The sequence below is a fragment of the Pseudomonas sp. GL_117 genome (genome assembly GCF_057835125.1).
The window spans coordinates 4591922-4605507 of the sequence record NZ_CM174418.1 but is presented as its reverse complement, the minus strand read 5'-3'; the positions used below and the strand labels follow the sequence as shown (position 1 = coordinate 4605507).

Sequence of the window (13586 nt, the reverse complement as noted above, 5' to 3'; positions counted from 1 at the left end):
TTTACTCGGCGGTATAAGCGTCGGCGGCGCAGGCGGGTTTGCCTGCTGCGTATTTAAGACTGGGGTCGACCAGCGCATCAAAGCGTTTCAAGGCTTCGGAGCCGATCAGCAGCGGGTATTGGAATGCGCTACGGTCAGTCAAGTTCACTTCGATGCTGCGTAAAGCGTTGCCCATGCAGACGTCGAGGGCAATCACCGGACGGGCGGTGTATTTCTTGTCCTCATCGGGGTCGTAGTCACCGGCGCGGCGCTTGATCTTGCTGACGCGGGCCAGGGGCAGTTCGATGGGGTGGGAATGGGCGGTGTCGATGGCCAGGTAGAAGCGTACCCAGGATTCACCATTGCGCTTGAAGCGCTTGATGTCGCGGGCACTGAGGGAGGCGGTCTTGGCACCGGTGTCGAGTTTGGCGGCGACTTCGAGGTCGATACCCGCCAGCTTGGCGTATTCGTTCAGGCCATACACAGTCTTCTCGGCGGCAACGCCAAGGCTTGGTAGGGTCAAGAGGCTAATCAATAGAAGGAAGGGCTTGAGTCTCATAAATCCCGAGGCTGTACAGTGCGATGTTCAATTCAAGGCGACTGGCATTGCTGCGCAAACTCCCTCGTGCGCCTTTTCATCAGGTGATGTCAGGCAAAAGCGGCGGGCATTCTAACATGATGCTTTTTTGGCGCCAGCGCTGGCAGGCGGCCATGCCCTTATCAAGTGTGAAGGGGGTTATTAGACGATTGTCGACAATGTGGATTTATTCTTTGACTATCCAGGCTTGATTGGCTAGTTTTTGCCACATTGATTTTAAAGGTGTCGACAATATGCTGGATCAAGCGGAAGCCTCGGTGGCGACAACGGACGAATCCCAGACCATGTCTGAGAACGTCTTCCGCCGTATCCAGGCCGCCATCGTCAAGGGCGAGATCGCCCCCGGCAGCAAGATCTCCGAGCCGGAGCTGGCGCGCACCTACGGCATCAGCCGTGGCCCGCTGCGTGAGGCGATCCACCGCCTGGAAGGCCAGCGCCTGCTGGTGCGCATACCGCATGTTGGCGCGCGGGTGGTGTCGTTGAGCCACGCCGAGTTGATCGAACTCTATGAAATCCGCGAATCCCTCGAAGGCATGGCCTGCCGCCTGGCGGCCGAGCGCATGACCGACGCCGAAATCGAAGAGCTGCGCCAAGTGCTGCATACCCACGAACGCGACGCCGCGTTCCAGGCTGGCGTCGGCTACTACCAGCAGGAAGGCGATTTCGACTTCCACTACCGGATCATCCAGGGCGCCGGCAACCGCACCCTCACGCAAATGCTCTGCGGCGAGCTGTACCAGTTGGTGCGCATGTACCGCATCCAGTTCTCCGCCACACCCAATCGTCCACGCCAGGCCTTTGCCGAACACCACCGGATTCTGGACGCGATTGCCGATCGCGACGGTGAACTGGCCGAACTGTTGATGCGCCGCCACATCGGCGCATCCAAACGCAACATTGCCCGTCACTTCCCCGACGGCGCAGCCCAATCACGAGGTGAATGATGAGTTCCAATAACAAGAGCACCCCAGGCCAGCGTTTCCGTGACGCCGTCGCCAGTGAGCACCCGCTGCAAGTGGTTGGCGCGATCAATGCCAACCACGCGCTGCTGGCCAAGCGCGCCGGATTCAAGGCCATTTACCTGTCGGGTGGCGGGGTTGCGGCGGGTTCCCTGGGGGTGCCGGACCTGGGCATCACCGGCCTGGATGACGTGCTCACCGACGTGCGCCGCATCACCGACGTGTGTGATCTGCCGCTGCTGGTGGACGTGGACACCGGTTTCGGCTCCTCGGCGTTCAACGTGGCGCGTACGGTCAAGTCGATGATCAAGTTCGGCGCTGCCGCCATCCACATCGAAGACCAGGTCGGTGCCAAGCGCTGCGGCCACCGCCCGAACAAGGAAATCGTGTCCCAGCAGGAAATGGTCGACCGCATCAAGGCCGCCGTGGATGCGCGCACCGATGACAGCTTCGTGATCATGGCGCGCACCGACGCCCTCGCGGTGGAAGGCCTGGAGTCCGCCCTTGAGCGTGCCGCCGCCTGCATCGAGGCCGGCGCCGACATGGTCTTCCCTGAAGCCATCACGGAACTGGAGATGTACAAGCTGTTCGCCGCCCGTGTGAAAGCCCCGATCCTGGCCAACATCACCGAATTCGGCGCCACGCCGCTGTACACCACCGAACAGTTGAAATCTGCCGATGTTTCCATCGTGCTGTACCCGCTCTCGGCCTTCCGCGCCATGAACAAGGCCGCCGAGAATGTATACACCGCGATCCGTCGCGACGGCACCCAACAGAACGTGATCGACACCATGCAAACCCGCATGGAACTGTACGACCGCATCGACTACCACACCTTCGAGCAGAAGCTCGACGCGTTGTTTGCTGCGAAAAAGTGATTTTGTGGGAGCAGGCTTGTGTGGGAGCGGGCTTGCTCGCGAAAGCGGTGTATCAGCTGTAATTGCTGTGACTGACACACCGTCTTCGCGAGCAAGCCCGCTCCCACACGAACCCAGCTCCACACGCGACTCCCTATAAGTACAAGATTGGAGAACAGACATGGCTGAAGCAAAAGTACTGAGCGGCGCCGGCCTGCGTGGCCAGGTGGCCGGGCAGACCGCACTGTCCACCGTGGGCCAGGCCGGTGCCGGCCTGACCTATCGCGGCTACGACGTGCGCGAACTGGCCGCCGATGCGCAGTTTGAAGAAGTCGCCTACCTGCTGCTGTACGGTGAACTGCCGAGCAAGGCCGAACTGGCCGCCTACAGCGCCAAGCTGAGCAAGCTGCGCGACCTGCCCCAAGCCCTGAAGGAAGTGCTGGAACGCATCCCCGCCGACGCCCACCCGATGGACGTGATGCGCACGGGTTGCTCGTTCCTGGGCAACATCGAGCCGGAAACCGACTTCAGCGTGCAACGCGACGTCACCGACCGCCTGCTCGCCGCCTTCCCGGCGATCATGTGCTACTGGTATCGCTTCAGCCACGACGGCCAGCGCATCGACTGCGTGACCGACGAGCCAAGCATTGGCGGGCATTTCCTGCACCTGTTGCACGGCAAGAAGCCGAGCGAGCTGCACGTCAAGGTGATGAATGTGTCGCTGATCCTCTATGCCGAACACGAATTCAACGCCTCGACCTTCACCGCCCGGGTGTGTGCGTCGACCCTGTCGGACTTGTATTCCTGCGTCACCGCCGCCATCGGCTCCCTGCGCGGCCCTCTGCATGGCGGTGCCAACGAAGCGGCGATGGAAATGATCGAGCGGTTCTCGTCCGCTGAAGAAGCGGTCGAAGGCACCCTCGGCATGCTGGCGCGCAAGGACAAGATCATGGGCTTTGGCCACGCGATCTACAAAGACAACGACCCGCGCAATGAAGTGATCAAGGGCTGGGCGAAAAAGCTTGCTGACGAAGTGGGCGACACCGTGTTGTTCCCGGTGTCCGAAGCCATCGACAAGACCATGTGGGAGCAGAAGAAGCTGTTCCCCAACGCCGACTTCTACCATGCCTCGGCGTACCACTTCATGGGTATCCCGACAAAGCTGTTCACGCCGATCTTTGTCTGCTCGCGCCTGACCGGCTGGGCTGCGCATGTGTTCGAGCAGCGTGCCAACAACCGCATCATCCGTCCAAGCGCCGAGTACATCGGCGTAGAACAGCGCAAGTTCGTGGCAATCGAACGTCGCTGAGTAAGAAGACCGGCGACCCTGAATTGGAAACCGGATCAAATGTGGGAGCGGGCTTGCTCGCGAAAGCGGTGTCTCAGTCGCGGGTGTGTTGAATGACACACCGCTTTCGCGAGCAAGCCCGCTCCCACACTGGGATCGCATTTCAATTCTGGATAGGCACAGGTCTTCCTTTTGCAACTACCGTGACCGAGTCCTGACGATGAACACTGAATTTCGCAAACCGCTCCCCGGCAGCCGCCTGGATTTCTTCGACGCCCGCGCGGCTGTCGAGGCCATCACCCCCGGTGCCTACGCCACCTTGCCCTACACCTCCCGCGTGCTCGCCGAAAACCTCGTGCGTCGCTGTGACCCGGCCACCCTCAATGCGTCCCTGCGCCAACTGATCGAGCGCAAGCGTGACCTCGACTTCCCGTGGTTCCCGGCCCGTGTGGTGTGCCATGACATCCTCGGCCAGACCGCCCTGGTCGACCTCGCCGGCCTGCGCGACGCCATCGCCCTGCAAGGCGGCGACCCGGCGCAGGTCAACCCGGTGGTGCCGACGCAATTGATCGTCGACCACTCCCTGGCCGTCGAAGCCGGTGGTTTTGATCCGGACGCGTTCGAGAAGAACCGCGCCATCGAAGACCGGCGCAACGAAGACCGCTTCCACTTTATCGAGTGGACCAAGAAAGCCTTCAAGAACGTCGACGTGATTCCGCCGGGCAACGGCATCATGCACCAGATCAACCTGGAGAAAATGTCCCCGGTGATCCAGGTGCGTGACGGCGTGGCCTTCCCGGATACCTGTGTCGGCACCGACAGCCACACCCCGCACGTGGACGCGTTGGGCGTGATCGCCATCGGCGTCGGCGGCCTCGAAGCCGAGAGCGTGATGCTCGGCCGCGCCTCGTGGATGCGCCTGCCGGAAAGCGTCGGTGTCGAGCTGACGGGTAAGCTGCAACCGGGCATCACCGCCACCGACATGGTGCTGGCGCTGACCGAGTTCCTGCGCAAACAGAAAGTGGTGGGCGCGTGGCTGGAGTTCTTTGGCGAAGGTGCTTCGGCCCTGACCCTCGGCGACCGTGCGACCATCTCCAACATGGCCCCGGAATACGGGGCCACGGCGGCGATGTTCTATATCGATCAGCAAACCATCGCCTACCTGAAACTCACCGGCCGCGAAGACGAACAGGTCGCGCTGGTGGAGCAATATGCACGTCACACCGGCCTGTGGGCCGATGACCTCAAAAGCGCGCAATACGAGCGCGGCCTGACGTTCGACCTGTCCAGCGTAGTGCGCAACATGGCAGGCCCGAGCAACCCCCATGCGCGCGTGGCGACCAGCGACCTGGCCGCCAAAGGCATCAGCGGCCAATGGGAAGACGTGCCCGGCCAGATGCCCGACGGCGCGGTGATCATTGCGGCCATCACCAGTTGCACCAACACCAGCAACCCGCGCAACGTGATTGCCGCAGGCCTTCTGGCACGCAATGCCAACAAACTGGGGCTGACGCGCAAACCGTGGGTCAAATCCTCATTGGCGCCAGGTTCGAAGACCGTGGCCATGTACCTGGAAGACGCCGGCCTGGATCATGAACTGGAACAACTCGGCTTTGGCGTGGTGGCGTTTGCCTGCACCACGTGCAACGGCATGTCCGGCGCGCTCGATCCGGTGATCCAGCAGGAAATCATCGACCGCGACTTGTACGCCACCGCCGTGCTGTCGGGTAACCGCAACTTTGACGGGCGCATTCACCCGTACGCCAAGCAAGCATTCCTCGCCTCGCCGCCGTTGGTGGTGGCCTACGCGATTGCTGGCACCATCCGTTTCGACATCGAAAAAGACGTGCTCGGCGTCGACGCCAACGGCCAGGAAATCCGCCTGCAAGACATCTGGCCGAGCGACGAAGAAATCGACGCGGTGGTCAAGGCCTCGGTCAAGCCGGAGCAGTTCCGCAAGGTCTACATCCCGATGTTCGCGATCCATGAAGACACCGGCCCCAAAGTCGCGCCGCTGTACGACTGGCGCCCGCAAAGCACCTATATCCGTCGACCGCCTTACTGGGAAGGCGCGCTGGCCGGCGCCCGTCCGCTCAAGGGCATGCGCCCGCTGGCGGTGCTGCCGGACAACATCACCACCGACCACCTGTCGCCGTCCAACGCGATCATGCTCGACAGCGCCGCCGGTGAATACCTGGCGAAAATGGGCTTGCCGGAAGTCGACTTCAACTCCTACGCGACCCATCGCGGCGACCACTTGACTGCGCAGCGCGCGACCTTTGCCAACCCGAAACTGTTCAACGAAATGGTGGTGGAAAACGGCAAGGTCAAGCAGGGCTCCCTGGCGCGGATCGAGCCGGAAGGCCAGGTCACGCGGATGTGGGAAGCCATCGAAACCTACATGGAACGCAAGCAGCCGCTGATCATCATTGCCGGCGCCGACTACGGTCAGGGCTCGTCCCGTGACTGGGCGGCCAAGGGCGTGCGCCTGGCCGGTGTGGAAGCGATCGCCGCCGAAGGTTTCGAGCGCATCCACCGCACCAATCTGGTGGGCATGGGCGTGTTGCCGCTGGAGTTCCTGCCGGGCACCGACCGTCATACGTTGCAGATCGATGGCAGCGAAACCTATGACGTGGTCGGCGCACGCACCCCGCGTGCCACGCTGACCCTGGTGATCAACCGCAAGAATGGCGAACGTGTCGAAGTGCCGGTGACCTGCCGCCTCGACACTGCCGAAGAAGTGTCGATCTACGAAGCGGGTGGCGTGTTGCAGCGTTTTGCCCAGGACTTCCTGGAATCGGCGGCAACGGCCTGAGGGGGAACCATGGCACACGTAGCGCAAATCAAGATCCCCGCCACCTACATGCGTGGCGGCACCAGCAAAGGCGTGTTTTTCAGCCTCACGGACCTGCCCGAAGCGGCGCAGGTACCGGGCGCGGCACGCGACGCCCTGCTGCTGCGGGTGATCGGCAGCCCCGACCCCTATGACAAGCAAATCGACGGCATGGGCGGCGCCACGTCGAGCACCAGCAAAACCGTGATCCTCGCCAAAAGCACCCGCGCCGAGCACGACGTGGATTACCTGTTCGGCCAGGTGTCCATCGACAAGCCGTTCGTGGATTGGAGCGGCAACTGCGGCAACCTGTCGGCGGCGGTCGGTTCGTTTGCTGTCAGCGCGGGGCTGGTCGACCCGGCCCGTGTGCCCCGCAACGGCGTGGCCGTGGTGCGTGTGTGGCAGGCCAATATCGGCAAGACCATCATTGCCCACGTGCCGATCACCGACGGCGCCGTGCAGGAAACCGGTGACTTCGAGCTGGATGGCGTGACCTTCCCGGCCGCCGAAGTGCAGTTGGAGTTCATGGACCCGGCGGCGGACGAAGAGGGCGGCGGCGGTTCGATGTTCCCCACCGGCAACCTGATCGACGACCTCGAGGTGCCGGGTGTCGGCACCTTCAAGGCGACGCTGATCAACGCCGGCATCCCGACGATCTTCATCAACGCCGAAGACCTCGGCTACACCGGCACCGAACTTCAAGGCGCGATCAACAGCGACCCGAAAGCCCTGGCGATGTTCGAAACCGTTCGCGCCTACGGCGCGCTGCGTATGGGCCTGATCAAGCAACTGGATGAAGCGGCCCGGCGCCAGCACACACCGAAGATCGCATTTGTGGCCAAGCCTGCGGACTACGTGGCCTCGAGCGGCAAGGCGATCAAGGCCGACGATGTGGATTTGCTGGTGCGTGCACTGTCCATGGGCAAGTTGCACCACGCGATGATGGGCACGGCGGCGGTGGCGATTGGCACGGCGGCGGCGATTTCCGGCACGCTGGTCAACCTCGCCGCGGGTGGCGTGGAGCGCAATGCGGTGCGCTTCGGGCATCCGTCGGGCACGTTGCGGGTGGGCGCCGAAGCCAGTCAGGTGGACGGTGAGTGGGTAGTGAAAAAAGCCATCATGAGCCGCAGTGCGCGGGTATTGATGGAAGGCTTCGTGCGCATCCCCGGCGACGCCTTCTAAGCCCAACACCAATCCCTAATGTGGGATAGGGCTTGTGTGGGAGCGGGCTTGCTCGCGAAGGCGCTGGGTCAGTGAAGTCTGTATCGACTGAAACACCGCCATCGTGGGCAAGCCCGCTCCCACAGGGGACTACCTACGTAGAGTTTTTATTCCAAGGCAGGCATTCAAGACCTGCTTTCAACAACCGTGAGCCCGAGGACTAACCCCAACCCTTTCTTGGAGCACTGCCATGAGCGCCAATGTCGACCAGAACAACCGCCCCGACTACGACCAGGTCCTGCAGGACATCGCCGACTACGTCCTCAACTACCGGATCGATTCCCAGGCCGCCCTGGACACCGCCCGCAACTGCCTGATGGACACCCTGGGGTGCGGCCTGCTGGCCCTGCGTTTCCCCGAGTGCACCAAGCACCTGGGGCCGATTGTCGAGGGCACGGTGGTGCCGTTCGGTGCACGGGTGCCGGGCACCTCGTTCCGCTTGGACCCGGTCAAGGCCGCGTGGGACATCGGCTGCATCGTGCGTTGGCTTGACTACAACGACACCTGGCTCGCTGCTGAATGGGGCCACCCTTCGGATAACCTCGGTGGCATCCTGGCCGTGGCCGATCACCTCTCACAAAAACGCGTGGCCAACGGCGAGGCGCCGCTGACTGTGCGTGCGGTACTCGAAGCGATGATCATGGCCCATGAGATTCAGGGAGTGATTGCCCTGGAAAACTCGTTCAATCGTGTCGGCCTCGACCATGTGCTGTTAGTGAAAGTTGCCTCCACGGCGGTGACCGCCAAGCTGATGGGGGCCAGTCGCGAGCAGTTGCTTGCCGCGCTGTCCCACGCGTTTGTCGATGGGCAGGCGCTGCGCACCTATCGGCACGCGCCTAACGCGGGTTCGCGCAAGTCCTGGGCGGCGGGGGATGCGTCGAGTCGCGGTGTGCGCCTGGCCGACATCGCCCTGCGTGGCGAGATGGGCATCCCCGGCGTCTTGAGCGCGCCGCAATGGGGTTTCTACGACGTGCTGTTCAGCCACACCAACAAGGACCTGGCCCTCAAGCCCGAAGACAAACGCGCATTCAGCCTGTCCCAGCCCTACGGCACGTACGTGATGGAAAACGTGCTGTTCAAGATCAGCTTCCCCGCCGAATTCCACGCGCAAACCGCCTGCGAAGCCGCCGTGACCTTGCACCCGTTGGTCAAGGATCGCCTGCATGAAATCGAGCGCATCGTGATCACCACCCATGAATCGGCGATCCGCATCATCTCCAAGGTCGGCCAACTGGCCAACGCTGCCGACCGTGACCACTGCCTGCAATACATGACCGCCGTGCCGCTGGCGTTTGGCAATTTGGTGGCCGAGCAGTACGAAGATGAATTCCACGCCGCGCACCCGATCATCGACGCGTTGCGCGACAAGATGGTCATCGTTGAAGACCCGCGCTACAGCCGCGAATACCTGGAAGCCGACAAACGCTCAATTGCCAACGCGGTGCAGGTGTTTTTCACGGACGGCTCCAGTACCGAGCAGGTGGCGGTGGAATACCCGATTGGTCATCGCCGTCGTCGGGTGGAGGGTATTGCATTGCTGGAAGACAAGTTCAAGGCCAACCTGGCCACGCGGTTTACCGCGCAGCGCAGCGGGGAGATTTTTGCGTTGTGCAAGGATCAGGCGAAGCTTGAGGCCACGCCGGTCAATCGCTTTGTGGATTTGTTCGTCATTTAAATAACAACGCGGTCAACTGTGGGAGCTGGCTTGCCTGCGATAGCGGTGGGTCAGCCACACATATGGCACAGATGGGCCGCTATCGCAGGCAAGCCAGCTCCCACAGGTTGCTCTGTGTTGTTCTTACATACTGCCTTCAACGTCCTCCAGGCTGAAGGTCTCGGTGTGGTCGTCATACGAAAAGATCTCCGCATACCGCCCCCACGCCACCACGCTTTCCAGGGTCTTTTCCACGAAGGCTTCGGTCATCGAGTCTTCCAGCTCCTGCTCGAAACGCACCCGTGGCGCGCGGTGCCCGCTGCGTTCGAGCAGTACCTGGTGAATGCGCGCGGCCAGCGGTACGTGCTGGATCAGATGCTCGGCGAACAGGGTCTTGCGTTCCTGGGTGCCGTAGTCGGCAAACAGTTTGCCGGCGTCGGTGAGGGTGATGTCGGCGCCCTTGAGTTCGGCGAAGCCCAAATGCTCGAGCATCTCGGCCACCGGGAACAGGTCGTCGACTTCCAGCAAGCGCCGCTCGGCCACGGTGGGCAAGCCCGCGTGGCCGTTGTAGGGCTCGGCGGCCAGGGTTTCGATCAGGCCGGCCATCAGGTTGGTGGAGACTTCCGGCAGCAGGCTGCTCATCTTCAACTCCGGCTTGCCGGCGCTGGCATCGGCGCTGCGTCGGTCGGTCATCAGCGCGTAGATGTCATCGACCATTTGCCGGAACGTCGGGTCCAGGCGGTTGCGTGGGTGGGCAAACGGCACCTTGATCTCGGCGACCACCCGGCCGGGGTTGGAGGACAGCACCAGGATGCGGTCGCACATCAACACCGCTTCTTCGATGTTGTGGGTCACGATCAGGATCGATTTGATCGGTAATTGCTTGCCACTCCACAGCTCCAGCAAGTCGGTGCGCAGGGTTTCGGCGGTGAGCACGTCGAGGGCGGAGAAGGGTTCGTCCATCAGCAGCAGGGTCGGGTTGACCACCAGCCCACGGGCAAACCCGACGCGCTGGCGCATGCCGCCGGACAATTCGCGGGGGTAGGCGTTTTCAAAACCGTCCAGGCCGATCAGGTCGATGGCGGCCAGGGCACGGCGGCGGGCTTCCTTGCGTTCGACCTGCAAGGCTTGCAGGCCGGCCTCGACGTTTTCCAGCACGGTCAGCCACGGGAACAGGGCAAAGGTCTGGAACACCATGGCCACGCCTTCGGCCGGGCCGGTCAGCGGTACGCCGTGGTAGCGCACGTCGCCCGACGACGGCTGGATCAGCCCGGCAATAATGCGCAGCAAGGTCGACTTGCCGGAACCGGAACGGCCGAGCATGCCGACGATCTCGCCTTCGTGCAGGCTCAGGTCCACGCCGCTGAGCACTTGCAGCTCGTCTTTGCCTTTGCCGAACACCCGGTTCACATTTTTCAGCGAGTAGATTTCCGGGGTGTCGGCAGTGTGTTCGGTATAGGTACTCATCTCGGCAAATTGCCCCTCAATTCAGACGCAGTTTGTTCTCAGCCATGGCGTACATCGGGCGCCAGACCGCACGGTTGAAGACCACCACAAAGATCGACATCACCACCACGCCCAGGGCGATTTTCGGGAAGTCGCCCGCCGCGGTGGTTTGTGCAATGTAGGCGCCAAGGCCGTGGGCGACCACATTGTCCTGGCCCCAGGACACATACTCGGAAACGATGCTGGCGTTCCATGCGCCACCCGATGCGGTAATCGCGCCGGTGACGTAGTACGGGAAAATGCCCGGCAGCATCACCTTGCGCCACCACAGCCAGCCGCGAATGCGGAAGTTGGCGGCGGCTTCCTTGTAGTCATTGGGAAACGCGCTGGCACCGGCCACCACGTTGAACAGGATGTACCACTGGGTGCCCAGGACGATCAGCGGGCTGAGCCAGATGTCCGGGTTGAGGTGGTAGTGCAGGATCACAATGACGAACACCGGGAACAGCAGGTTCGCCGGAAACGCGGCGAGGAACTGCGCCACGGGCTGGATCTTTTGCGCCAGGCGCGGACGCAGGCCGATCATCACGCCCAGCGGCACCCAGATCAGCGAGGCAATCAGGATCAGGCCGGTCACTCGCAGCAGGGTTATAAAACCGAGCACGAACACATGGCCGACCTCGGCGAAGGTCACTTCGGTGCCGACGTACTGCACGATGTGGTACAGCGCGTAGGCCGTGAGCAGGCCAATCAATCCGCCCCATACCCAATCGATCACCTTGGACGCTGCCGGCGATTCGCTCGGCAATGCCTTGAACGCGCCGCCGGCGAGCCTGAAGGGTTTGTTGCCGATGCGGCCGATGGCGCGGGTGATGGGGCGCAGGATGCGTTGGACCATGCGCGTGCGCTGGATCAGGTTCAGCACCCAGGATTGCGGCGCAGCGCCCTGGGAGGCGGTGGTTTCCATGCGGAACTTGTCGGCCCAGGCCACCAGTGGGCGGAACAGGAACTGGTCGTAGATCAGGATCACCGCGATCATCGCCAGGATCACATAGCCCACGGCATGCAGGTCTTTCTGGGCAATGGCCAAGGCCAGGTACGAACCGACGCCGGGCAGGGTGATGGTCTTGTCGCCGACGGTGATGGCTTCGGAGGCGACCACGAAAAACCAGCCGCCGGACATGCTCATCATCATGTTCCACACCAGCCCCGGCATGGCAAACGGCACGTCGAGCTTCCAGAACCGTTGCCAGCCGGACAGCCGCAGGTTGGTGGACACTTCCACCAGGTCATGGGGCAGCATGCGCAGCGACTGGTAGAAGCTGAATGTCATGTTCCAGGCCTGGCTGGTGAAGATCGCGAAGATCGCCGCGAACTCTGCGCCCAGTACGCGGCCGGGAAACAGCAGCAGGAAGAAGGTCACGGTAAACGAGATGTAACCGAGCACCGGCACCGATTGCAGGATGTCGAGCACGGGCACCAGCAGTTTTTCGGCGCGCCGGCTTTTGGCGGCCAGGGTGCCGTAGAGCAGGGTGAAGATCAGCGCCGCGACCATCGCCGCGAGCATGCGCAGGGTGGTGCGCATCGCATATTCCGGCAGGTTGGCGGGGTCGAGGGAAATGACCTCGCTCTGCAGCGTCTCGATGGGGGCCCAGGTTTCCCGCGCAGTGATGGAAAAAAACAGCAGAAAGCCGATCACCAGCGGCAGGGCGACCAAATCCCAACGGTTGGGCAGCAAGCGCATGGTGGATGCTGGTATGTAGTGACGGAGCACTTTATTCATAGGCAGTCATTCCTGCAGCGTTCAGGTTCAGGGGAGCGGTGGGGTGAGCTTGGCTTCGGTTCGAAAGACCCCGCGAGAAGGGGCGGGCGCTCTTTCTCCGAGAGTCAGGTGGCAGTGCATCAGGACGATGACCTGCTGGCGAGATTCTACGTTTCTGAATGTTACAAGGCGGATAAATTTCCTGTCAGTTCGCTGTACGAAAAGCGGCCGGGGGGGGGCTCCCCAGCCGCGTGGCCATTACTCGAAGCGCAGGATCACCCGCCGGTTGTGTTTGCTCTTCTTCTCGATCTTCTCGCAGAACACCCGGCCGATTTCCTCGGTGTTGATCACGTGGGTGCCGCCGCAGGGCTGGATGTCGATGCCGGCGATTTCAATGATGCGCACCGAGCCCTGGATCACTGGCGGCGCGACCGCCTGGGTGCGGGTGATCTGCAGCAGGGTGGCGTATTCCGAGGCAGGCATCGCCAGGGCCTTTACCGTGTGGGCCTGTTCGATCAGCGCATTGAGGTCGCGGGTGAGGCTGTCTTTGTCGAGGGTCATTTCCGGCAGGTCGAAGTCCAGGCGGCCTTTGTCGGCGCTGATGCTGCAGCCGGTCACGGGGGCATCGATCAGCGAACACAACAGGTGCAGGCAGGTGTGCATCTTCATGTGCTGGTAGCGTCGCTCCCAATCGAGGCCGGCGTCGACTTGCACACCGGAGGTCAATTGTTCGGGGCAGTGTTCCACCTGGTGCCAGATGATCGAACGCAGCACCGGGTCGCGTACCGTACCGACCACCTCGACCCGCGTGCCGTCCGCCAGGGTTAAGTGGCCGGTGTCGCCCGGTTGCCCGCCGCCGGTGGGGTAGAACAACGTGTGTTCCAGGGCAATGCCGTGTTCGCTGACGGCAATCACCCGGGCGCTGAATGCGTTCTGGTAGGGCGCGCTGTCAAACAGCGCCAGGGTTTCCATGGTGTGCACGGACATGT

General features: G+C 62.5%; 10 protein-coding genes. 6 read left to right on the top strand and 4 right to left on the bottom strand.

Features of this window, described 5'->3' with window-relative positions; translation table 11 throughout:
* Nucleotide 1 precedes the first annotated feature (1 nt).
* Entirely contained in the window at nt 2-538 is a 537-nt protein-coding gene (gene rloA, locus AC3ISR_RS20815; RefSeq protein ID WP_192297180.1) for a retropepsin-like aspartic peptidase RloA, read from the bottom strand.
* Nucleotides 539-810: 272 nt separating this feature from the next.
* On the opposite strand from rloA, the gene AC3ISR_RS20810 reads away from it, so the two are divergent.
* The 6 genes from AC3ISR_RS20810 to prpD all read left to right on the top strand — a co-directional run bounded on the left by AC3ISR_RS20810 (nt 811) and on the right by prpD (nt 9410).
* The gene (locus AC3ISR_RS20810) at nt 811-1521 is read left to right on the top strand and encodes a GntR family transcriptional regulator (protein ID WP_192297179.1); all 711 of its coding nucleotides are present in this window, start codon (nt 811-813) and stop codon (nt 1519-1521) included.
* Nucleotides 1521-2414, top strand: a complete 894-nt coding sequence (gene prpB / locus AC3ISR_RS20805) for a methylisocitrate lyase (RefSeq protein WP_027603670.1) — start codon at nt 1521-1523, stop codon at nt 2412-2414. The genes AC3ISR_RS20810 and prpB overlap by 1 nt, the downstream gene beginning before the upstream one ends.
* A 160-nt stretch (nt 2415-2574) precedes the next feature.
* Complete coding sequence (prpC, locus tag AC3ISR_RS20800) at nt 2575-3702, top strand: bifunctional 2-methylcitrate synthase/citrate synthase (RefSeq protein WP_192297178.1); 1128 nt, start codon at nt 2575-2577, stop codon at nt 3700-3702.
* A 199-nt stretch (nt 3703-3901) separates the two neighbouring features.
* On the top strand, nt 3902-6496 hold the full coding sequence (gene acnD / locus AC3ISR_RS20795) for a Fe/S-dependent 2-methylisocitrate dehydratase AcnD (protein WP_463984193.1): 2595 nt from the start codon (nt 3902-3904) through the stop codon (nt 6494-6496).
* Between the two features lie 9 nt (nt 6497-6505).
* Nucleotides 6506-7696, top strand: a complete 1191-nt coding sequence (gene prpF / locus AC3ISR_RS20790; RefSeq protein ID WP_463984194.1) for a 2-methylaconitate cis-trans isomerase PrpF — start codon at nt 6506-6508, stop codon at nt 7694-7696.
* Nucleotides 7697-7925: 229 nt separating this feature from the next.
* Nucleotides 7926-9410: a 2-methylcitrate dehydratase gene (gene prpD, locus AC3ISR_RS20785; protein ID WP_463984195.1), complete on the top strand. Its 1485-nt coding sequence runs from the start codon at nt 7926-7928 to the stop codon at nt 9408-9410.
* Nucleotides 9411-9533: 123 nt separating this feature from the next.
* Here prpD and AC3ISR_RS20780 read toward each other — a convergent pair whose 3' ends face one another.
* The 3 genes from AC3ISR_RS20780 to AC3ISR_RS20770 form a co-directional block, all read right to left on the bottom strand.
* The gene (locus AC3ISR_RS20780) at nt 9534-10856 is read right to left on the bottom strand and encodes an ABC transporter ATP-binding protein (RefSeq protein ID WP_463984196.1); all 1323 of its coding nucleotides are present in this window, start codon (nt 10854-10856) and stop codon (nt 9534-9536) included.
* Between the two features lie 16 nt (nt 10857-10872).
* Nucleotides 10873-12618, bottom strand: a complete 1746-nt coding sequence (locus AC3ISR_RS20775; RefSeq protein WP_463984197.1) for an ABC transporter permease — start codon at nt 12616-12618, stop codon at nt 10873-10875.
* A 237-nt stretch (nt 12619-12855) separates the two neighbouring features.
* Nucleotides 12856-13584 carry an alanyl-tRNA editing protein gene (locus tag AC3ISR_RS20770; RefSeq protein WP_463984198.1) on the bottom strand — a complete coding sequence of 243 codons (729 nt, stop codon included), beginning with the start codon at nt 13582-13584 and terminating at the stop codon, nt 12856-12858.
* Between the last annotated feature and the right edge of the window lie 2 nt (nt 13585-13586).

Excerpts from the sequence above, each read along its gene's own strand:
- AC3ISR_RS20810 (WP_192297179.1), top strand. The coding sequence starts at position 811 with ATGCTGGATCAAGCGGAAGCCTCGGTGGCGACAACGGACGAATCCCAG.
- prpB (WP_027603670.1), top strand. The coding sequence starts at position 1,521 with ATGAGTTCCAATAACAAGAGCACCCCAGGCCAGCGTTTCCGTGACGCC.
- prpF (WP_463984194.1), top strand. The coding sequence starts at position 6,506 with ATGGCACACGTAGCGCAAATCAAGATCCCCGCCACCTACATGCGTGGC.
- acnD (WP_463984193.1), top strand. The coding sequence starts at position 3,902 with ATGAACACTGAATTTCGCAAACCGCTCCCCGGCAGCCGCCTGGATTTC.
- AC3ISR_RS20775 (WP_463984197.1), bottom strand. The coding sequence starts at position 12,618 with ATGAATAAAGTGCTCCGTCACTACATACCAGCATCCACCATGCGCTTG.
- prpD (WP_463984195.1), top strand. The coding sequence starts at position 7,926 with ATGAGCGCCAATGTCGACCAGAACAACCGCCCCGACTACGACCAGGTC.
- prpC (WP_192297178.1), top strand. The coding sequence starts at position 2,575 with ATGGCTGAAGCAAAAGTACTGAGCGGCGCCGGCCTGCGTGGCCAGGTG.
- rloA (WP_192297180.1), bottom strand. The coding sequence starts at position 538 with ATGAGACTCAAGCCCTTCCTTCTATTGATTAGCCTCTTGACCCTACCA.
- AC3ISR_RS20770 (WP_463984198.1), bottom strand. The coding sequence starts at position 13,584 with ATGTCCGTGCACACCATGGAAACCCTGGCGCTGTTTGACAGCGCGCCC.
- AC3ISR_RS20780 (WP_463984196.1), bottom strand. The coding sequence starts at position 10,856 with ATGAGTACCTATACCGAACACACTGCCGACACCCCGGAAATCTACTCG.